General features: G+C 65.4%; 21 protein-coding genes. 12 read left to right on the forward strand and 9 right to left on the reverse strand.

The genetic code is table 11. From position 1 onward, the window contains the following. Positions 1-923 precede the first annotated feature (923 nt). Positions 924-1652: a sulfite exporter TauE/SafE family protein gene (locus BRADO_RS21900; RefSeq protein WP_011927534.1), complete on the reverse strand. Its 729-nt coding sequence runs from the start codon at positions 1650-1652 to the stop codon at positions 924-926. A 41-nt stretch (positions 1653-1693) separates the two neighbouring features. Beyond that, entirely contained in the window at positions 1694-1870 is a 177-nt protein-coding gene (locus BRADO_RS35145) for a hypothetical protein (RefSeq protein ID WP_157872603.1), read from the reverse strand. 233 nt (positions 1871-2103) lie between these two features. Between BRADO_RS35145 and BRADO_RS21905 the strand changes: the two genes are divergently transcribed. The 3 genes from BRADO_RS21905 to BRADO_RS21915 all read left to right on the forward strand — a co-directional run bounded on the left by BRADO_RS21905 (position 2104) and on the right by BRADO_RS21915 (position 3235). Then, positions 2104-2427, forward strand: a complete 324-nt coding sequence (locus BRADO_RS21905) for a helix-turn-helix transcriptional regulator (protein ID WP_011927536.1) — start codon at positions 2104-2106, stop codon at positions 2425-2427. Then, entirely contained in the window at positions 2424-2831 is a 408-nt protein-coding gene (locus BRADO_RS21910) for an SRPBCC domain-containing protein (RefSeq protein ID WP_011927537.1), read from the forward strand. Before BRADO_RS21905 ends, BRADO_RS21910 begins: the two co-directional genes overlap by 4 nt. Before the next feature lie 182 nt (positions 2832-3013). Then, positions 3014-3235, forward strand: a complete 222-nt coding sequence (locus tag BRADO_RS21915) for a membrane protein (protein ID WP_011927538.1) — start codon at positions 3014-3016, stop codon at positions 3233-3235. Between the two features lie 148 nt (positions 3236-3383). Here BRADO_RS21915 and BRADO_RS21920 read toward each other — a convergent pair whose 3' ends face one another. The 5 genes from BRADO_RS21920 to rpiA form a co-directional block, all read right to left on the reverse strand. Next, a complete protein-coding gene (locus tag BRADO_RS21920) occupies positions 3384-3785 on the reverse strand; it encodes a cupin domain-containing protein (protein ID WP_011927539.1) in 402 nt (133 codons plus the stop codon). 282 nt (positions 3786-4067) lie between these two features. Beyond that, the gene (locus BRADO_RS21925; protein ID WP_063822878.1) at positions 4068-4664 is read right to left on the reverse strand and encodes a hypothetical protein; all 597 of its coding nucleotides are present in this window, start codon (positions 4662-4664) and stop codon (positions 4068-4070) included. A 48-nt stretch (positions 4665-4712) separates the two neighbouring features. Then, on the reverse strand, positions 4713-6098 hold the full coding sequence (gene gor, locus BRADO_RS21930; protein WP_011927541.1) for a glutathione-disulfide reductase: 1386 nt from the start codon (positions 6096-6098) through the stop codon (positions 4713-4715). A 34-nt stretch (positions 6099-6132) separates the two neighbouring features. Beyond that, complete coding sequence (locus BRADO_RS21935) at positions 6133-6663, reverse strand: DUF2059 domain-containing protein (protein WP_011927542.1); 531 nt, start codon at positions 6661-6663, stop codon at positions 6133-6135. 49 nt (positions 6664-6712) lie between these two features. Beyond that, entirely contained in the window at positions 6713-7405 is a 693-nt protein-coding gene (rpiA, locus tag BRADO_RS21940) for a ribose-5-phosphate isomerase RpiA (RefSeq protein WP_011927543.1), read from the reverse strand. A gap of 182 nt (positions 7406-7587) precedes the next feature. On the opposite strand from rpiA, the gene BRADO_RS21945 reads away from it, so the two are divergent. The 5 genes from BRADO_RS21945 to BRADO_RS21965 all read left to right on the forward strand — a co-directional run bounded on the left by BRADO_RS21945 (position 7588) and on the right by BRADO_RS21965 (position 12908). Next, entirely contained in the window at positions 7588-8274 is a 687-nt protein-coding gene (locus BRADO_RS21945; RefSeq protein WP_011927544.1) for an HAD-IA family hydrolase, read from the forward strand. Between the two features lie 354 nt (positions 8275-8628). Next, positions 8629-9048: a hypothetical protein gene (locus BRADO_RS21950; protein WP_011927545.1), complete on the forward strand. Its 420-nt coding sequence runs from the start codon at positions 8629-8631 to the stop codon at positions 9046-9048. Positions 9049-9210: 162 nt separating this feature from the next. After that, positions 9211-10242 (forward strand): GTP 3',8-cyclase MoaA, encoded by a 1032-nt coding sequence (gene moaA / locus BRADO_RS21955; RefSeq protein WP_011927546.1) that lies wholly within the window; start codon positions 9211-9213, stop codon positions 10240-10242. 3 nt (positions 10243-10245) lie between these two features. Continuing rightward, a complete protein-coding gene (locus BRADO_RS21960; protein WP_011927547.1) occupies positions 10246-10926 on the forward strand; it encodes a spermidine synthase in 681 nt (226 codons plus the stop codon). 140 nt (positions 10927-11066) lie between these two features. After that, positions 11067-12908 carry a metallophosphoesterase gene (locus BRADO_RS21965; protein ID WP_011927548.1) on the forward strand — a complete coding sequence of 614 codons (1842 nt, stop codon included), beginning with the start codon at positions 11067-11069 and terminating at the stop codon, positions 12906-12908. Here the strand turns inward: BRADO_RS21965 and BRADO_RS21970 are convergent. Then, positions 12905-13951 (reverse strand): hypothetical protein, encoded by a 1047-nt coding sequence (locus BRADO_RS21970; protein ID WP_244422863.1) that lies wholly within the window; start codon positions 13949-13951, stop codon positions 12905-12907. The genes BRADO_RS21965 and BRADO_RS21970 overlap by 4 nt on opposite strands. A 112-nt stretch (positions 13952-14063) precedes the next feature. On the opposite strand from BRADO_RS21970, the gene BRADO_RS21975 reads away from it, so the two are divergent. After that, on the forward strand, positions 14064-14333 hold the full coding sequence (locus BRADO_RS21975; protein ID WP_011927550.1) for a hypothetical protein: 270 nt from the start codon (positions 14064-14066) through the stop codon (positions 14331-14333). Positions 14334-14537: 204 nt separating this feature from the next. Further along, positions 14538-15428 (forward strand): cation diffusion facilitator family transporter, encoded by an 891-nt coding sequence (locus tag BRADO_RS21980; protein ID WP_011927551.1) that lies wholly within the window; start codon positions 14538-14540, stop codon positions 15426-15428. Between the two features lie 15 nt (positions 15429-15443). On the opposite strand, the gene BRADO_RS21985 is transcribed toward BRADO_RS21980, so the two are convergent. Beyond that, positions 15444-15680, reverse strand: a complete 237-nt coding sequence (locus BRADO_RS21985) for a hypothetical protein (protein ID WP_011927552.1) — start codon at positions 15678-15680, stop codon at positions 15444-15446. A 545-nt stretch (positions 15681-16225) separates the two neighbouring features. On the opposite strand from BRADO_RS21985, the gene BRADO_RS21990 reads away from it, so the two are divergent. Together BRADO_RS21990 and BRADO_RS21995 are read left to right on the forward strand one after the other, a co-directional pair. Then, positions 16226-16765, forward strand: a complete 540-nt coding sequence (locus BRADO_RS21990) for a TRAP transporter small permease subunit (RefSeq protein ID WP_011927553.1) — start codon at positions 16226-16228, stop codon at positions 16763-16765. Then, complete coding sequence (locus BRADO_RS21995; RefSeq protein WP_011927554.1) at positions 16762-18363, forward strand: TRAP transporter large permease subunit; 1602 nt, start codon at positions 16762-16764, stop codon at positions 18361-18363. The genes BRADO_RS21990 and BRADO_RS21995 overlap by 4 nt, the downstream gene beginning before the upstream one ends. Positions 18364-18370 lie beyond the last annotated feature (7 nt).

Raw genomic sequence — 18370 nt, forward strand, 5'->3', positions numbered from 1 at the left:
TTATACACAGCCTGCCCCGGGACTGCCATCCGGAATTTAAGTCATCCGGCCAAGCCCTTGCGGGAGCGCCGGGATTTCGGCCCGGCCGAGATTCCGAGTAATCACGGATAGCTGCACTCTCCCCATCGTTGCGAGCCCCCGGTTCGCGCGAAGCGCGGCCAGATGACAGGCTCCGCGAAGCGACCCAGGATGGTCGCGTGGGCGGCGCGCGTTCGCACGATCTCTGCTGTCATCGCCCGGCTTGACCGGGCGATCCAGTATTCCAGAGGCCGTCATGAGTCCTCGATGGGCCGCGGCGTACTGGATCCCCGCTTTCGCGGGGATGACAACCGATTTTGACGCACCCGCGTCGCTCTTTTCGCCAAATCCATGCGGATGACCCAACAGCCACGGGCAGTCGTCCTCGCGCGCCGCTTGGGCCGAGTCATGCCGCCGCTACTCCGTCCCTCGCAAATTCGGAGGGCGCAGGGAATGCCGGGTGAAGGCCTCACCCATGGCCCGCCTGCTGAGAAAAGTGCAGGCGGCAGGTACCACAGGTTCAGCCGAGCATCCGGCATTCCCTGCGCGACGGTCTTCACGCTTATACGCAGTCTGCCTGGTGCGCCGGCTTGTTGGCCACCATTCGCGGCAACGCGCTTGCGCGCATTGCGCGGGACACCAGCTTCGGGGTGCCAGCACGCTGCGACTTCACGTCCACGGCCCGCCGTTCGTCGGCGCATCGCTTCGGACACGCTGCGGCAAGACCATGGCCATCGCTCCCCGCCCCGCGTGTCGTGACGATCGCGCGCAACGCCCCTTCCGAGTGGGGCGGGATGGGCGTAATAGAGCACAGTTTCCGAATTTCGTAAAGCAATATTTTTGAATATCCGAACCGCGTACCTGTGCTCATCCGGTCGCCAGCCGCGTACGTCGCCCGACATGGGTCAATAGACCAGCAGCAACCCCGATATCAGCAAAATCCCCAGGATGATCTTCCTGAACAGCGCGTCGTTGACCTTGCGGAAGGCGAGGATGCCGAGCGCGGTGCCGGCGAGCAGCGCCGGGATGCTCAACGCGAGATCGATGACCACTTTGGAGGACAGGTCCTGCCTCGCCAGCATCACCGTCAGCGAGGCGAGTTGAATGGCGGCGATGAACGGTTGGACCAGGCCGCGCTGCTCGGCCTTCGGCAGGCCGTGCAGCTCGCACCAGATCGTCGGCAGCGCGCCGGGCATCGCGGTGAGGCCGCCGATGAGACCGCCGCCGAAGCCGACAATGGCCGTGCGGCCCTTGTTCATGGGTTGCAGGCTGCCGAGCGCGGGCTTGCACAGCATATAGCCGGCGTAGATCGCGATCGCCGCGCCAAAGACCTGCTGAAACAGCCGGGCATCCGCATTGTGCAGCAGCCATAGCGCCAGGGGCACGCCCAACAGACCGCCAAGGATCAGGACGCCACTCTCCTTCCAGCGGATGCTGCGGCGGAGCGCCCAGAGATTCGTCGCCTGGACGCCGACGCTGCACGCCATCATCAAGGGCACAGCCTCCAGCGGCTGCAACACATGCAGCAGGATCGCGCCGGCCACCGCGGAGAACGCAAATCCGGCAAGGCCGGAGACGAAGGCGCCGAAGAAAACGGCGGCGCTGAGCAACAGAAATGAGGACAACCCGGGCATGAACTATCTCCGGCTGAAATGAGGCTGACACCAAAATGGCTTCAATCGTAGTCCTGACGCATCGACACCGCGGACACGCCGTCGCCGGTGGCCGCGGCCCGCAGGATGATGCCGGCGACCGCATGCAGCAGCAGAAAAGCGCCGAGGATGATCGCGGCCATTGCCCTCCGCGGCGTGATCTGCAGCGTGCGCCGCTTTGGCGATTCGTGAATTGGCATGTTCGTGATCTCCGTCGTGGTGCTGGCTCCTAGCACTGCATCGTCCCTTGCACGTCCCTTGCACTCACCTTGGAGAGCCATGGACCGAGACGGCGCAGCGCGTCGCGGGAGTAGTCGATCTTGCAACCGTGCTGCTGTGCGGCATGTCACGCGGCGGCGAAACGCATTCGGGCTTGACTAATTCATAATCGTTCGGTTATACAATTATTCATAATCAACGAGTTATGGATTGAATGGCCCGCTCGCCCGATCTGCTGTTCCGCGCGCTGGCCGATCCGACGCGGCGCGCCATCTTCGAGGGTCTGTGCCGCCACGGCGAGCAGACTGTCGGCGCGCTCACCGCCAAGGCCGGCGTGTCGCAGCCGGCGGTGTCGAAACATCTCAGCCAGCTGAAGCAGGCCGGCCTGGTGCGCGAGCGCCACGAGGGCCGCCTGACGCATTATCGCGCGCAGCCGAAAGCGCTCGCGCCCCTGCTCGACTGGACCAGCCGCATGGCCGCGTTCTGGGAGAGCCGGTTCGACGACCTGGAAACCCTGCTGAACAGGATGGATCAATGAGCTCTTCATCCGAAACGCGCACCGTCGTCGTCGAGCGCGAGTTCGCGCATCCGCCCGAAAAGCTCTGGCGCGCGCTGACGCAGCCGCATCTCATCGCCGAGTGGCTGATGGCCAATGACTTCGTACCGGCCATCGATCATCGCTTCCAGCTGAAGGCGGACTGGGGCGTCGTGGATTGCCAGGTCCGGACCATCGAGCCGAACAAAGCGCTGTCCTACAGCTGGGCCGCGCTCGGCCTCGACAGCGTCGTCACCTGGACGCTGACGCCGACCGCGTCAGGGACGCATCTGCGCATGGAGCAGACCGGCTTCGCCGCCGACCAGACCCGCGCCTATCAGGGCGCGCGCTATGGCTGGCCGAAATTCTTCGACGGCCTGGAGCAGACCTTGGCGCGGCTCGACTGAGCCGCACCCGCAAAGAACTCCGCCGTCATTCCGGGGCGACGCGCGCAGCGCGACGGGCCAGGAGTCCATGGGGCCACGCAACTGTCGCGCGATGGAGTCCGGGATCGTGCTTCGCACGCCCCCGGAATGACGGAGGTGAGATATCGCGTTTTCATCGGCATTGTCATCAGGGGGAGGAACAGATGAACTGGAGCACCACGATCCGGCAGCTGCATCGCTGGGTCTCGATCGCTTTCACGCTCGGCGTCATCGCCAATATCGCGGTGATGACGCAGACCCCGCAGCCCGCCACATGGATCGGGCTACTGGCGCTGCTTCCCCTGATCGTTCTTCTGGCGACCGGGCTTTACATGTTTGTGCTGCCGTACGTCACACGACTGCGCAGTTCGCAACACGACGGATGATGACGAAGCACGAGCGGCAATGGCGCCGTGCCCACCGTTTTGTTCACGCGCTTGCGGATCGACGGTGGGCACGCTGCCGCCGCGCTGCGGCGGCCGCTTTGCCCACCCTACGAAACGGAACAGGTTAGAGTCGCGGCGCGCATCAGGATCACGCGCGGGCGCGATACTGCGCGTCGCTGACATGCTCGAACCAGTCGGCGGTCTTGCCGTCGAACTGCTCGGTGATGGCGATGTGCGACAGCGCGGTCGTCGCCGTCGCGCCGTGCCAATGCCGCTCACCGGGCTCGAACCTCACGACATCGCCGGGCCGGATCTCCTCGATCGGGCCACCGTCACGCTGCACCCAGCCAAGGCCGGACGTCACGATCAGGACCTGTCCCAGCGGATGGCTGTGCCACGCGGTGCGCGCCCCCGGCTCGAAGGTGACGAGCCCGCCCCGGGCGCGCGCCGGCTCAGCCACCTCGAACAGCGGATCGGTGCGCACCGCCCCGGTGAAATGATCGGGGGCGCCTCTGCCGGAGGGCCGCGACCCGCTGCGCTTGATGTCCATGTCGTCTCTCTCATTGCGTTCGCTCTGATCGCACACGGGCTCTCTCTCGAGAGACGCCGCCGCTGATCATTCGCTGCAGTCTACGACGCCGGCCTGCGCACGATAAGACATGCGGAGGAGGACAGTTTTCTGAATTTCACGCAGCGACGGGCAGGATCATCTCGCGCGTCCCGCAAGTCTCGGTCATTCGTCATTCCGGAGACAGTGCACGAAACGACCAAATTAGTTTTGTGCACTGTCACCGAATTGCTTTGTGCACTGTCACCGAATTGGAATTGCCGTTCAGGTGGCCGCCAGCCCAATCCTGTCGACATTGCGCCATTGTCCACCGACCTTCCGATAGACGACAGCGGACCAATCGGCCTCTAGCGGAAGCCTCGCGACGCCACGAGCCGATCGGTACCAGCCCAATCGCATATGTGTGACCACGAAGATCGCCGTACGATAGTTCTCGCTGAACACTGGAAACGAATACTTCCGCTGGCGAATGAACGCGGCCTTGTCAGTGCCGGCTTCGAAGGCAGCGAGGCGCTGGCTTTCCATATCCTTGGCCTCGGCCGCATGACAGAGCATCTCTTCGGTGCGTGGCTTGAGAACCTGAAACGCATTGGTCCCGGAATAGGGAGCAGACAGCGAGGCGTGCAATCTTATGCCGAGGTGTTTGCGAGCAATATCCTCGGGGATGGGATAGTCATCCCAATCCGCTGACAGCTCGCATCGCTCTGCAGGCGGATCTTCGGCAAGTACGCTCACGAAAAGAAGCTCGGCTTCGGCAACAAGCCGGTCCCGGGCGCGATCATCCGCGCTCGCAACGTCCTGCAGCAGAGCCAAACTCCCCAGCAGGCCTGCAAACCAGACAGAGCGACGCCAGACCAACATCCAACCCCCACCTTTTCAAGACGGGTCGCGACCGTCCCCTGCCGGCCCCTACTCCGCGGCCTGCCTCACATGCCGCTCGGTCACGGTGCGCATCGTCACCAGTTCCTCGGCGGCGGACGGATGCAGCGCGATCGTCGCGTCGAAATCGGCCTTGGTCGCCTTCATCTTGATAGCGATGGCCACCGCCTGGGTGATCTCGGCCGCGGTGTCGCCGACGATATGGCAGCCGAGCACGCGATCGCTCGCGCCGTCGACGACGAGCTTCATCAGCACGCGGGTGTCGCGGCCGGACATCGTCGCCTTGATCGGACGGAACGTGGACTTGTAGATGTCGACCCGGTCGTGCAGCTCGCGCGCCTGGGTTTCCGTCAGCCCAACGGTGCCGACTTCAGGCTGGCAGAACACCGCGGTTGGAATGTCGGCGTGGTCGACCCGCACGGTCTTGCCGCCGAACACGGTGTCGGCGAAGGCATGGCCCTCGCGGATCGCCACCGGCGTCAGGTTGAAGCGATGGGTGACGTCGCCGATCGCGTAGATGCTCGGCACCGAGCTCTGCGAGAACGCGTCGACCGCGATGCCGCCATTGCGCGGATTGATCGCGACGCCCGCCTTCTCCAGGCCGAGATTGGCGACCGCCGGATGGCGGCCGATCGCGAACATCACCTTGTCGGAGGCGATGCTGGAGCCGTTCGACAGATGCGTCGTGTAGTCCTTGCCGTGCTTGTCGACGCTCGCCACCGTGCAGCCGGTCAGGATGGTGATGCCTTCCTTCTCCATCTCGCTGCGGACATGCTTGCGGACGTCCTCGTCGAAGCCGCGCAGGATGTTGTCGCCGCGATAGACCACGGTGACGTCGGAGCCGAAATTGGCGAAGATGCAGGCGAATTCCAGCGCGATGTAGCCGCCGCCCTGGATCACGATGCGGCGCGGCAGCTCGTCAAGGTGAAACGCCTCGTTGGAGGAGATGACGTGCTCGATGCCGGGAATCGGCGTGCCATGGTTGGGCGCGCCGCCGGTCGCGATCAGGATGTATTTCGCACGCACCGTCTCGCCGTTGGCGAGCCGCACGGTGTGGGCGTCCTCCAGCACGGCGCGGGTCTTGACGATCCTGGCGCCCGACTTCTCGACATTGGCGGCGTAGGCTGCCTCGAGCCGCGCGATCTCCTTGTCCTTGTTGGCGATCAGCGTCGACCAGTCGAACGTCGCGGTCGGGATCGTCCAGCCGAAGCCGGCGGCGTCAGCGATCTCCTGGCGGACATGCGAGCCGATCACGAACAGCTTCTTGGGCACGCAGCCGCGAATCACGCAGGTGCCGCCCATGCGGTATTCCTCGGCGACCATGACGCGGGCGCCATAGCCGGCCGCGATCCGGGCGGCGCGCACGCCACCCGAGCCGCCGCCGATCACGAACAGGTCGACATCGAATTCAGCCATGTGTCCTCCGAATCGACCTTTGCCGCCGCAAGCCTCAGATCGGCTTGTTGCGCTTGCGCATCTCGGCGCGGAACTGCGCGGTCACGGTCTCCGAGAACTCCGCGGCCCATTGGTTGGTCGCCATCATGCTCATCTGGATCGCCTTCGGCTCGGCGTTCAGCAGCTTCTGGCCGAGCGGCGTCTTGTAGAACGCGACCAGATTGGCGATCTCGGCGTCGGTGAACTCGTTGCAGTAGATCTGCGCCATTTTCTCGCCGATCTCCTTCTCCTTGCCGGCATAGGTCTGCGCGACGGAGACGGCCACCTCGTCGAGGTCCTTCTGGTAGTTGAGGTTGGACTGCAGCAGCGCCTGCTTGGCCTGCTGCACGATGCCCGGAACGGCGTTGGCGTAGAGCGCGGAGGCGTTCTTCATCGCCAGAATCTCCTTGGCGCCGGCCATGCAGGCGGGCGAGGCCGGCTTCAGCGGCGCCGGGGCCTGGCCCTGCGCCTGCGCGGCAGCCGGGCTCGCCGAGGCCAGCGCCAGCACGATGCCGGCGGCCGGCAGGATTCTGAACACGCTCTTCATTCCAAGTCTCCTGTGAGATTGCGTCCCTGAGTTGCAGGTCTTTCTGCGCTCAAGGCCGCTGGATAACGCGAATTCCCTGTGCGCCTGCCAGGATCGCCGTGCTGCCGAGGCCGATGAACAGCCCGTGCTCGACCACGCCCGGAATTGCGCTCAAAAAGCTCGCCAGGCGCGGGGGATCCTCGATCTCCCCCAGGCGAACGTCGACAATCCAGTGGCCACCATCGGTGACGAAAACGTGGCCATCTGCGGACTTGCGCAAGCTCATCGGCCCAGCCACGCCAGCCTTGGTGAAGGCGTCGGCGATCTCGCGCTGCGTGGCCGCGATCCCGAACGGGACCACCTCGATCGGCAGCGGGAAGCGGCCGAGCCGCGCGACCCATTTGCTGTCGTCGGCGATCACGATCATGCGATTCGAGGCGCTGGCGACGATCTTCTCGCGCAACAGCGCGCCGCCGCCGCCCTTGATCAGGTCGAGCGCCGGATTGATCTCGTCGGCGCCGTCGATGGTGATATCGAGACGGTCGATCTCGTCGAGCGTGGTGAGCGGCACGCCGCAAGCTTCGGCCTGCGCCCGCGTCGCCTCGGAGGTCGGAACGCCCACCACCTTGAGGCCGGCGCGCACCTTCTCGCCCAGCAGATCGACGAAATGCTTGGCGGTCGAGCCGGTGCCGAGGCCGAGCTTCATGCCGCTCTCGACTTCTTCCAGCGCACGCGCCGCCGCCTGCCGCTTCAATGCATCCATATCGACCAACAACCTGCCCCCAACCTGCCCCTTGGAGCCGAGGCCCCTGGGAAGGGGGCCGAAAGCCGGCGCATATCTAGCGATGTTTTGACGCGGGGCCTAGCTCTCAGCGGTCACGAAATCGGACAAAAAGCCCGCGCCGGCCCCTTGCAGGGGCGCGAGCCTGCCGCTAGCCAATACCGATGGCCATCTCCAGCACGATCGTCTTCGATCTCGACGGCACCCTGGTCGACACGGCGCCGGATCTCATCAACGCGCTCAATCACATCCTGCAGCGCGAAGGGTTGCGGCCGCTGCCGCTCGCCTCGGCGCGCAAGATGATCGGGCACGGCGCGCGCAAGCTGCTCGAGCGCGGACTCGAGGCGGAAGGCCGCTTCGCCAGCCCCGCCGAGATGGAACAGCTCACCGCCGATTTCATCGGCTTCTACGCCGAGAACATCGCCGTCGAATCGCGCCCCTTCGAGGGGCTGGAGGCCGCGCTCGACGAACTGGCGGGCCGCGGCTGCCAGTTCGCGGTGTGCACCAACAAGCTGGAATGGCTGTCCAAGCGGCTGCTCGACCAGCTTGGCCTGTCCTCCCGCTTCGCCGCGATCTGCGGCGCCGACACGTTCGGCGTCGCCAAGCCGGACCCGGCGATCCTGCGCCAGACCATTGCGCAGGCGGGCGGCGAGCTCGGCGCGGCGATCATGGTCGGCGACGCCGGAACCGATGTCGGAGCCGCGCGCCGCGCCGGCGTGCCGGTGATCGGCTGCACCTTTGGCTACACGGATGTGCCGATCGCGGAGCTCAATCCGGACCACCTGATCGACCATATGCGCGAGCTGCCGGCGGCGGTGGCGACGCTGGCTCCCTCCCTCAAGGTCGGCTGAGCGGCATCCTGTTGCCGCTCGTGAGCGGCTGCGGCCGCACTCTCCAGGACGGCGAACGGCCCGATTGCCACTCCTGGCGGCAGACCTGGACCGCTTGCGTTCCGACTGCCGGATGTGGGTCTAACTCCCTGTCCTGGCAATAAAAAGCAATACGTCCGGAACGCGAACGTTCTGTTGAGAATAGGGTTGACCACAGTTGCGCCGCCGTTCTGACGCTCCTATGGTCGCGCTCGGATTGCGGCGGATGGCCGCAGGTCGTGTGGGGCGGACATCATGATTCGGCGTGTCATCGCAATCGCGGTTGCGGGAGCTGGCGTGGCCGGCTGTTCGTCCTTCTCCATGGACAGCTTCAAGATGTCGCCGCCCAAGGTCCCCGTGCAGCTCGAATCGGTGCCGCCAGGCGCCGACGCCAAGACCTCGCTCGGGCCGGGCTGCAAGACGCCCTGCACCGTCTCGGTGCCGGCGCCCGACGCCGGTTTCAGCGTGACCTTCACGATGGACAAATATCTGCCGGCGACCATCCCGGTGCAGGTGATCCGCAACTCCGGCGACTTCAACAGCTCGTCGTCCGTGTTGATGGATCCGAGCCCCGTCGTGGCCGAGTTGCAACTCGCCCCGGGCGCATCGACGCCGAAGGCCGTGAAGCACATGCGGCCGAAGAAGCCCAAGCTGCCGAAGGCCGCCGCCGCGCCGGCCGCGGCGCCTGCTGCTCCGCCCGCAACGACCGGGTCGGCGGCGTTCCCCGCTCCGGTTCCGGGTGCCGCGCGGCAATAGTCGCGGCGCGCGCGGCGTGCAATGCAGCAACGACGGCTTGCGCTGCACGATTGTGAGCCGGGCCGATCATGATTAGATTGCCTGGATAGACATCCGGCCGCGCGCCTCGCGCGGCCGCCGCGTGGCATCGCTGCTACGTGCCGCCAGCCGCCAAGGCCATCCATGACTGTTGAGACGTCTGAAGACACCGCCCTGACGCGCCCGATGACCGACCCGTTCGGCCGTCGCATCAGCTATCTGCGCGTCTCCGTGACCGACCGCTGCGACCTCCGCTGCTTCTACTGCATGTCCGAGGACATGACGTTCCTGCCGAAAGCGGACCTGCTGACGCTGGAGGAGCTCGACCGGCTGTGCTCGGCCTTCATCCACAAGGGCGTGAAGAAGCTCAGGCTCACCGGCGGCGAGCCGCTGGTCCGGCGCAACGTCATGGGCCTGGTGCGCTCGCTGTCGCGGCATCTGAAGAGCGGCGCGCTCAACGAGCTGACGATGACGACCAACGCGACGCAGCTCGCGAAATATGCCGCCGAGCTCGCCGATTGCGGCGTTCGCCGCATCAACGTCTCGCTCGACACGCTCGATCCCGACAAGTTCCGCGCCATCACCCGCTGGGGCGATCTCGACCGCGTGCTCGCGGGCATCGAGGCCGCGCGCGACGCTGGCCTGAAGGTGAAGATCAACGCGGTGGCGCTGAAGAACATGAACGAGGACGAGATCCCGCAGCTGATCGACTGGGCGCATGGCAAGGGCATGGCGCTGACCTTGATCGAGGTGATGCCGATGGGCGAGATCGGCGAAGGCCGCATCGACCAGTATCTGCCGCTGTCGCTGCTGCGCGCGCGGCTGTCGCAGCAGTACACGATGACCGATCTCGACGAGACCACAGGCGGCCCCGCCCGCTACGTCCGCGTCGCCGAGACCGGCGGCACGATCGGCTTCATCACGCCGATGACGCATAATTTCTGCGAGAGCTGCAACCGCGTGCGCGTCACCTGCACCGGCACCCTGCACACCTGCCTCGGCCACGAGGACGCCTCCGATCTGCGCAAACCCTTACGCGCCTCGGCCAGCGACGAGCAACTGAGCGACGCGATCGACCGCGCCATCGGCCTGAAGCCGAAGGGCCACGACTTCATCATCGACCGCCGCCACAACCGCCCGAGCGTCAGCCGGCACATGAGCGTGACCGGCGGCTGATCCGTGCTCCCCTGGACGCTGATCGACACCGCTGATGTGCCCGGCGGCGGCGAGCCGCTGCGGCTGATGCAGCGCGGCCGCGACTTCTCGATCAAGCTCGGCTCGAACGAGCTGATGAGCAGCCGTCTCTACGGCTCGGAGGAGGCGCTGGCGACCTTGAGCTGCGCGCGGCTGAAGGACCGCCCTGCCCCGCATCTGCTGATCGGCGGTCTCGGCATGGGTTTCACCTTGCGCGCGGCGCTGAAGGTGCTGGGTCCGCAGGCGCGCGTCACGGTGGCCGAGCTCGTCCCGGCCGTGATCGCCTGGGCGCGCGGGCCGATGGCCGAATTGTCCGGCGACAGTCTCACTGATCCACGCGTCGACATCCGCGAGGGCGACGTCGTGAAGCTGATCGCGGCCGCCCGTGGCAGCTATGATGCGATCCTGCTCGATGTCGACAACGGCCCGCAGGGCCTGACGCGGGAGTCCAACGACGCGCTGTATGATCCCTCCGGCCTGCGCACGGCTTTCACGGCGCTACGCCCCGGCGGCGTGCTCGCGGTGTGGTCGTCGCATCCCGACGATCGCTTCGCGCCGCGCCTGCGCAAGGCCGGCTTCGCTGCCGAGGAGATCAAGATCCGCGCCACCGGCCGCGGTGGCGGCGGCGCCCGTCACGTGATCTGGATCGCGACCCGACCGGCGTGAGCGCATCCGCGCGCCGGACGGCAGCGCCGCGACCCGCTTGCACCCGCTGCAGTTGAGTTCTCAAAGACGCCTGTTAAGCTTAAGCTTGCGACGTTCATTTCAGCTCTTTTCGACCCGCTTTGTCTCCAGGACTCATTGGCATGACCGTCGACCTTTTGAAGGACACCAAGACCTATCCGCGGATGACGCGCTGGTTCAATCCGCTGCTGCTCGCCAAGCTGCTCAACAACGTCGTCACCTCGGCGCAGTTCGGCCAGTATGCCGATCGTCGCCTGATGGTCGCCGCGCTCGACACGGTGTCGCCCGAGGAGCACATGCGGCGCGCGACCGCGTTCGCGCGCAGCCTCAGTCCGACGACGAAGGGGCCGGTCTGGATCGACTTCGTCGCCGATCTCGGCGACGGCTTCGACAGCACCTATGCGGTGGCCTGCCTGCTCGGCCGCGAGAGCCTCGATGTCGGCAGCGGTCTTCTGCCGCGCGGCGAGATGTTGATCATGGGCGGCGACGAGGTCTATCCGCTCGCCAATGCGCAGACCTACCGCAATCAGCTGCGCAAGCCCTATCAATGGGCCTCGCCCGACCACGACAAGACGGACGACGATGGCGTTCCCCTGTTCGCGATCCCCGGAAACCATGATTGGTATGACGGGCTGGTGCAGTTCCTGGCCTATTTCACCCGGCCGACGCCGACCCATTTCGGCTCGTGGCGGACGCAGCAGAAGCGCAGCTATTTCGCGATCCAGCTTACCGAGAGCTGGTGGCTCTGGGCGATGGATATCCAGCTTGCCGACGACATGGACCAGCCGCAGGCGGACTACTTCAAGCTCATCGCCCAGTCGGACCAGCTCAAGCCTGGCTCGAAGATCATCCTCTGCACCGCGGAGCCGGGCTGGCTCTACACCGACACCAACATGAGATCCTGGGGGATCGTCGACTACGTCCTGAGCATTGCCAGAAGGGCGGACAAGGCGCTGACGATCCCGCTGCTCTTGTCCGGCGACACGCATCACTACAGCCGCTATCACGCCGAGGACGGCACGCAGTTCGTGACGTCGGGCGGCGGCGGCGCCTTCCTGCACCCGACGCATCAATTGGAGACGAATGTCAGCGTGCGCTGGACCGGCACGAAGGTGCCGCTGACGCTGGCCGGCAAGGATGGCGGCAAGGAGCCTGCGGCCTACCCGTCGATGCAGATCAGCCGCGATCTGCTCTGGCGCAATCTGTGGTTCGCACTCACCAACTGGGATTTCTCGATCTTTCTGGGGCTGGTGTATTTCGTCGTCGGTGTCCTGGTCGGCCTGCGCAGCGAGCCCGACATCTACATCCTCGTGGCGCTCGCCTTCGGCGCCGGCATCATCGGCTACACGACGCGGCAGGAGCACGTGTCGCTCAAGGACATCTTCCACAAATGGCGCCGCCGGCGCATCAAGCCGGACGAGTTCGACGAGCTCGCCAACGAAAATCTCTGGCTGCAATTCCGGAAGGCCATGATCGTCGTCGGCACGAGCCTGATCCATGTCGCCGCTCATGTCGGCACGGCGCTTACGGCGGCGATCTTGTGGGCGCGCATCAATGGTGATCTCTTTCCATTCGGCCATCCCTGGTACAGCGTCTGGATCTGGCTCGGCCTGCTCGCGGCCGAGATGGGCGTCGTCGGCGCCGTGCTCGGCAGCAGCTATTTCGGCTTCAACATCCTCATCACCTGCCGCTGGCTGCGCATGAACCGCAACGACGCCTTCAGCGCGCTGCGCATCGGCCGCTACAACAACTTCCTCCGGCTGCGCATCGAGGGGGACGAGGTCCGGGTCCATGCCATCGGCCTGGATCGTGTGCCGGAGCGCCACGAGTGGCGGGACAATCCGAACTACCGCGAAGGCCGGCCGCAGGAGCCGCGCTTCGTGCCCGCCGACCCGTTGAAACCGCATCTGATCGAGACGTTCGTGGTCTCCGGCAAAGCGGGACCGGCCATGCGCCCGACCTAGCGGGTCGCTCCGGATTGCGACATCGTCGAGCGCCGCCGCGCCGGCTTGCGGTCCTCAGCGCAGCCGAAGCCGCATTCCTGCGCTCTGGAGAAGCCGGGCGCGTCCTTCACGTCGGTGTAAAAGATCCAGCCCGTTATGCCGTTGGCGCATCTGAGCTGGAGCCACTGCTGGTCGTCGTCCTCCGGGCCGGCCGCCGGCTCGCCGCCGACCTCTGTCGACGCGTCGAACAGGTCCTGATAGCCCCGATAGACCTCGGTGCCGACGCGCATCAGAAAGAAGCCCTCCGCTCCCGGACCGACCGCAGACCACCGGTCGCCAGCCTTCAACGTCACCTTGACGTGCTCGTCCTTCGGCAATCTCGGCAGATCGGACGAGTAATCGCGTGTGAGCTGATACGTCCTGATCCGGGTAAACGTCACGAAGCTCAATCGGTCCGCATTCACTCGTTTGGTGTTCCAAGGATGATAGGTCGCACCTCTCCTGAGCAGGCAGGATACTGATTTCGGCGCTCCGATCTCAGGCCGCGTTCGGATGGTGAGCGTGATGTCATTGTTCACGGTGAAACCGTCGGGCCATTCGTGGCCCCAGAAGTCGTTCCTGAACCACACAGCCGGATCGTAGGTGGCCGGACCAGCGCGGCCGGTCTGCGCCCGATCCGGCGGCGTCGCCGCCGCGATGGCCGGCCGTTCGACACCTTGCGCGCTGGCGAGGCAACCGCCGAGAGTGGCGGCCAGAATGAGGACAGCTACCGGCTTCAGAATGCGTCTTCTCCTGCTCATGAACGCCCTTCGCTCCTCTGCGCGCGCCTTGTCACGCGGCCAGGTCTCCAGCTCTGCCGTGGACAACGGACCATGGCATGAGCCGATGAGGGACGCCATCGTCTGCCCGCCACGAAGAGCCTCGCGCCGCGACATCAGGAGTTCAGTCGATTCACGGCAGAGGCGCATCGCGTCGTCATAACCTGACGAGGTGGCGCGTCCATCGCGACGGACGGTGCATCGCATCAACATGCAGCTTTTCCGGCAGGCCGGAACCGCCGCCACGCGAGCGAGTTGCTCAGCCGCGGAGAGGACCGCGTGGTGCTAGCGATGTTCGCTCACCGCGCCGTCCTCCTTTCGACAGCAACTGGACTCAGAACTGGATGGAGAGACGACAATGAAAGCTTCCCTTCTTCTTGCCAGCGCACTGATCATCGGATCCAGCGCAGCGGCCTTCGCCGACGAATACTACGTCGTGCAGGGCCCGAGCCATCGCTGCACCATCACCACGACCCGCCCGGCCGACCGCGAGGTCGTCACCCAGATCGGACCGATGGCGTTCACCAGCCGCGTCGAGGCCGAGGACCGCATCAAGCAGACCAAGGTCTGCGAGGACGAAGGCACCGTCGGCAGCAGCAGCACGACCACGGTCATCAAGGAAAAGTAAGCGTCCATCTCGCTCGCTTGTCCGCGAGATCTCGCTTGTCAGCGAGATGAAGGGTCGTGCTCATGATCGTGAGCACGGCCCTTCCGCTTATGCGGTCCGATGCGGCTCTTCGGCCACGGCCCGCGGCGTTGAGACCTGCTCGCAGCAGCGGCCGTTGCGTTCCGACGCCGGGTTGGGTACTCCGCAGGCCCAGGTGAAGGACTCATGCATTCGCAATCGCTCAAGCTGGCCGCTGGCAGCCTCGTGGTCGGGACGCTCGTCCTCGGCCTGAAGTTCTTCGCCTATTGGATCACCGGCTCGGTGGCGCTGTACTCGGACGCGCTGGAGAGCATCGTCAACGTCGTCACGGCCGGCGTGGCACTGCTCGCGGTGCGCATCGCCGCGAAGCCGGCCGACGCCAACCACCCCTTCGGCCACCACAAGGTCGAGTATTTCAGCGCCGTCATCGAAGGCGTGATGATCGTGGTCGCGGCGCTGCTGATCGTCCACGAGGCCTATGGCAACCTGTTCGCGCCGCGGCCGTTCTCGGCCCCGACCGAGGGCCTCGCCGTCAATGGTCTCGCGAGCGCGATCAATGCGGTCTGGTGCTGGCTGCTGATCACCCGCGGCAAGCGGCTGCGCTCGCCGGCGCTGGTCGCGGACGGCCGCCACCTCCTGACGGACGTCGTGTCCTCAGGCGGCGTCGTGGTCGGTCTCGTGCTCGCCGTCATGCTCCAACTGCCGATTCTCGATCCGGCCCTGGCCCTGCTGGTCGCCGTCAACATCCTCTGGTCGGGCTGGCAGGTGCTCAAGGAGTCGACCGGCGGGCTGATGGACGAAGCGGTCCCCGAGTCCACGCTGTCGCGCATCCGCCAGATCATCGGCCAGCATGCCGACGGCGCGCTGGAGGCGCATGACGTCCGCACCCGTCATGCCGGCAAGATGACCTTCATCGAGTTTCACCTCGTCGTGCCCGGCGAGATGTCGGTCAACGCGGCCCACGAGATCTGCGACCGCATCGAGGCCGCGCTGCGCGAGGACGACGAGCACAGCTGGATCACCATCCATGTCGAGCCCGAGAACAAGGCCAAGCATTCGGGCGTGGTCGTGCTCTAGCGCCGCGCCCAGGGGTCAGTCCTGAAGGGCATATTGCTTCGACAGATGATCGCCGATCTGGACCAGCATGGCGACGCACTCGGGATAGCCGGGCTTGGCGATGGTGTCCTGATCGGCACTGGCGCGAAACTCCCAGGATTTGCCGTCACGAACGATCGAGATGCGGATGCCCTCGGCGTAGTCCTTGTGAGCCTTCAGCTCGGCCACGGCCATCGCAATCAGTTCGGCTTCGGTCTTGCTCGGCTTGGTCATCCCGGTTGATCCCCGCGTCAAACGTCCAGGACGACGCTTTTAGCCAGCTTGCCGCCCAACGCCAACATCCTCCTGCCGCCGCATCACGCCACACGCCACGGCTGAAGCGGACGAGTGGATCCTTCGGAACCGTCGTCAAAGTGCCGGCCGGCCAGCCCGGACGCCACCGAGGCCCAAGGGAGGTCCGGCACCCGCCTGCCTGCTTCTGCGGCAACGCAAACCGCGCCGGCCGCGACCGCCCGGATCGGGGTTTATCGAACGCGGCCAGACTGTTGCCGAGCCGTCAATGTGTCCATTTTCCGATTGACGGCAGGACGGCGCGCTGAAATGGTGCCCACGCTTTCAGGCCCCGCGCGGCCGATGGGCGCCCGCCCATCACCCAAGCGCCGAACCAAGAGCCGAAGGCGATCGAGGGGGAGGACGTCTCGTTGCATTCGCTTCAAGCGCGCCGTCGTGACGACATGCACGTTTTGCGTGATCGCGGGACCATGCCTTCCGAAAGCTTGGGCGTGCTGTCCTGACCGGCACCCGCAGCGGAGAGAATGATGCGCCCCTTGTTGGCAATTAGTACGGCCATCGATCAGCTGAACGAAAAGATCGGCTACGTTTGCAATCTCCTGGTGCTCCTGGCCTGCCTGGTCAGCGCGATCAACGCGATGATCCGGTACGCCTTCAGCTATTCGTCGAACGGCTGGCTGGAATTGCAGTGGTACATGTTCGCCCTGCTGGTGATGTTCGGCGCCTCCTACACGTTCCGCCGCAACGAGCATGTCCGGGTGGAGCTGCTCTATCTCTATCTGTCCGAACGCGGCCAGCTCTGGCTCGACCTGATCGGCACCCTGTTCTTCCTGATCCCGACCTGCCTGCTGCTGGCCTATCTGTCCTGGCCGTTCTTCATGCAGTCCTATTCGATCAACGAGATGTCCGGCAATGCCGGCGGCCTGTTGCGCTGGCCGGTCAAATTCGCAATCCCCGCCGGCTTCGTGATGCTGGCGCTGCAGGGCCTTTCCGAGGTGATCAAGCGCGCGGCGGCGCTGCAGGGTTATGTGACGATCGACGCGAAATATGAGAGGCCGACGCAATGATTACGCTGGAGATGATGCCGCCGCTGATGTTCGGCGGCCTTGTCGTGGCGATGCTGATCGGCTTCCCGGTGGCGTTCACGCTCGCCGCCGTCGGCCTGTCGTTCGGCTTCCTCGCCATCCATCTGGGCTTCTTCGACCTCAACTTCCTGCAGGCGATCCCGGGCCGCATCTTCGGCAGCGTGCTCGCCAACGACCTCCTGCTCGCGATCCCGTTCTTCACCTTCATGGGCGCGATCCTGGAGAGATGCGGGCTTGCGGAGGACATGCTGGATTCCATGGGCCAGCTGTTCGGCCCGATCCGCGGCGGCCTCGGCTACTCCGTCATCATCGTCGGCTTCATCCTCGGCGCCATCACCGGCACGGTGGCGGCGCAGGTCATCGCCATGGCGATGATCTCGATGCCGGTCATGATGCGCTACGGCTACAACATGCGCTACATCACCGGCGTGCTCGCGGCCTCCGGCACGATCACGCAACTGGTCCCGCCGTCGCTGGTGCTGATCGTGCTGGCCGACCAGCTCGGCAAGTCGGTCGGCGACATGTATCTCGGCGCCTGGGGCCCCTCGATCTTCCAGGTCGTTCTGTTCGCCGGCTACACCTTCGTTCTAGGCCTCATCAAGCCGAACCACTTGCCGCCCGTACCGAAAGAGGCACGCACCTTGACCGGCTGGGCGTTGTGGAAGAAGTGCCTGATGGGCATCATCCCCTCCGCCGTCCTGATCTTCGTGGTGCTTGGCACCATGATGATGGGCCTGGCCACCCCGACCGAAGCCGGCGCCATGGGTGCGGTCGGCGCCATCGTGCTGGCGGTGATCCACCACAAGGAGTTCACCAAGAAGGACCGCAGCGTCCTGATCGTGGGCGTGGTCGCGGCCGGCGTCGGCACCATCGTGGCGATGCTCTTCACCGAGAACGTCGTGTTCAAGCTGGCGTTTGCGATCACCTATCTCGCGGTCGCCTGGCTTGGCATCCGCGCTGTGGCCATCCCCGACCTGCGCGACCTGATCAAGCAGGGCTACGAGACCACCATGCGGATCACCTGCATGGTGACCTTCATCCTGATCGGCTCGACCTGCTTCTCGGTGGTGTTCCAGGGCGTGTCCGGCGGCGAGTGGCTGGAGCACCTCTTGACGTCCCTGCCCGGCGGCGTCTGGGGCTTCCTCATCTTCATCAACGTCTTCATCTTCTTCCTGGCCTTCTTCCTCGACTTCTTCGAGATCGCCTTCATCATCCTGCCGATGATCGCGCCGATCGCGCAGAAGATCCTGGCCCCGGTGGTCGGGCCCGAGGCAGCGCTGATCTGGTTCGGCGTGATGCTGTGCGTGAACATGCAGACCTCGTTCCTGCATCCGCCGTTCGGCTTCGCGCTGTTCTATCTGCGCGGCGTGGCGCCGAAGGAAGTGAAGAGCTCCGACATCTACTGGGGCGCGATGCCGTGGATCGGCCTGCAGGCGATCATGGTGCTGCTGGTGATCGCCTTCCCGGTCACGGTCACCGGCCTGCTCGACAAGCCGGTCCAGGTCGACCTCGACAAGGTCAAGATCGAGGTGCCGCAGATCGAGCTGCCGCCGCTGGACTTCGGCCAGCCGAAGCAATAACGGCCGG

The organism is Bradyrhizobium sp. ORS 278 (assembly GCF_000026145.1).
In the GTDB taxonomy this organism is placed as follows: domain Bacteria; phylum Pseudomonadota; class Alphaproteobacteria; order Rhizobiales; family Xanthobacteraceae; genus Bradyrhizobium.

Bases quoted from the DNA above. Each gene is read 5' to 3' on its own strand.
- BRADO_RS21905 (WP_011927536.1), top strand. From the start codon at position 2,104: ATGGCCCGCTCGCCCGATCTGCTGTTCCGCGCGCTGGCCGATCCGACG.
- BRADO_RS21915 (WP_011927538.1), top strand. From the start codon at position 3,014: ATGAACTGGAGCACCACGATCCGGCAGCTGCATCGCTGGGTCTCGATC.
- rpiA (WP_011927543.1), bottom strand. From the start codon at position 7,405: ATGGATGCATTGAAGCGGCAGGCGGCGGCGCGTGCGCTGGAAGAAGTC.
- moaA (WP_011927546.1), top strand. From the start codon at position 9,211: ATGACTGTTGAGACGTCTGAAGACACCGCCCTGACGCGCCCGATGACC.
- BRADO_RS21900 (WP_011927534.1), bottom strand. From the start codon at position 1,652: ATGCCCGGGTTGTCCTCATTTCTGTTGCTCAGCGCCGCCGTTTTCTTC.
- BRADO_RS35145 (WP_157872603.1), bottom strand. From the start codon at position 1,870: ATGCCAATTCACGAATCGCCAAAGCGGCGCACGCTGCAGATCACGCCG.
- BRADO_RS21975 (WP_011927550.1), top strand. From the start codon at position 14,064: ATGAAAGCTTCCCTTCTTCTTGCCAGCGCACTGATCATCGGATCCAGC.
- BRADO_RS21980 (WP_011927551.1), top strand. From the start codon at position 14,538: ATGCATTCGCAATCGCTCAAGCTGGCCGCTGGCAGCCTCGTGGTCGGG.
- BRADO_RS21910 (WP_011927537.1), top strand. From the start codon at position 2,424: ATGAGCTCTTCATCCGAAACGCGCACCGTCGTCGTCGAGCGCGAGTTC.
- BRADO_RS21945 (WP_011927544.1), top strand. From the start codon at position 7,588: ATGGCCATCTCCAGCACGATCGTCTTCGATCTCGACGGCACCCTGGTC.
- BRADO_RS21985 (WP_011927552.1), bottom strand. From the start codon at position 15,680: ATGACCAAGCCGAGCAAGACCGAAGCCGAACTGATTGCGATGGCCGTG.
- gor (WP_011927541.1), bottom strand. From the start codon at position 6,098: ATGGCTGAATTCGATGTCGACCTGTTCGTGATCGGCGGCGGCTCGGGT.
- BRADO_RS21920 (WP_011927539.1), bottom strand. From the start codon at position 3,785: ATGGACATCAAGCGCAGCGGGTCGCGGCCCTCCGGCAGAGGCGCCCCC.
- BRADO_RS21925 (WP_063822878.1), bottom strand. From the start codon at position 4,664: ATGTTGGTCTGGCGTCGCTCTGTCTGGTTTGCAGGCCTGCTGGGGAGT.
- BRADO_RS21950 (WP_011927545.1), top strand. From the start codon at position 8,629: ATGTCGCCGCCCAAGGTCCCCGTGCAGCTCGAATCGGTGCCGCCAGGC.
- BRADO_RS21990 (WP_011927553.1), top strand. From the start codon at position 16,226: ATGCGCCCCTTGTTGGCAATTAGTACGGCCATCGATCAGCTGAACGAA.
- BRADO_RS21935 (WP_011927542.1), bottom strand. From the start codon at position 6,663: ATGAAGAGCGTGTTCAGAATCCTGCCGGCCGCCGGCATCGTGCTGGCG.
- BRADO_RS21995 (WP_011927554.1), top strand. From the start codon at position 16,762: ATGATTACGCTGGAGATGATGCCGCCGCTGATGTTCGGCGGCCTTGTC.
- BRADO_RS21965 (WP_011927548.1), top strand. From the start codon at position 11,067: ATGACCGTCGACCTTTTGAAGGACACCAAGACCTATCCGCGGATGACG.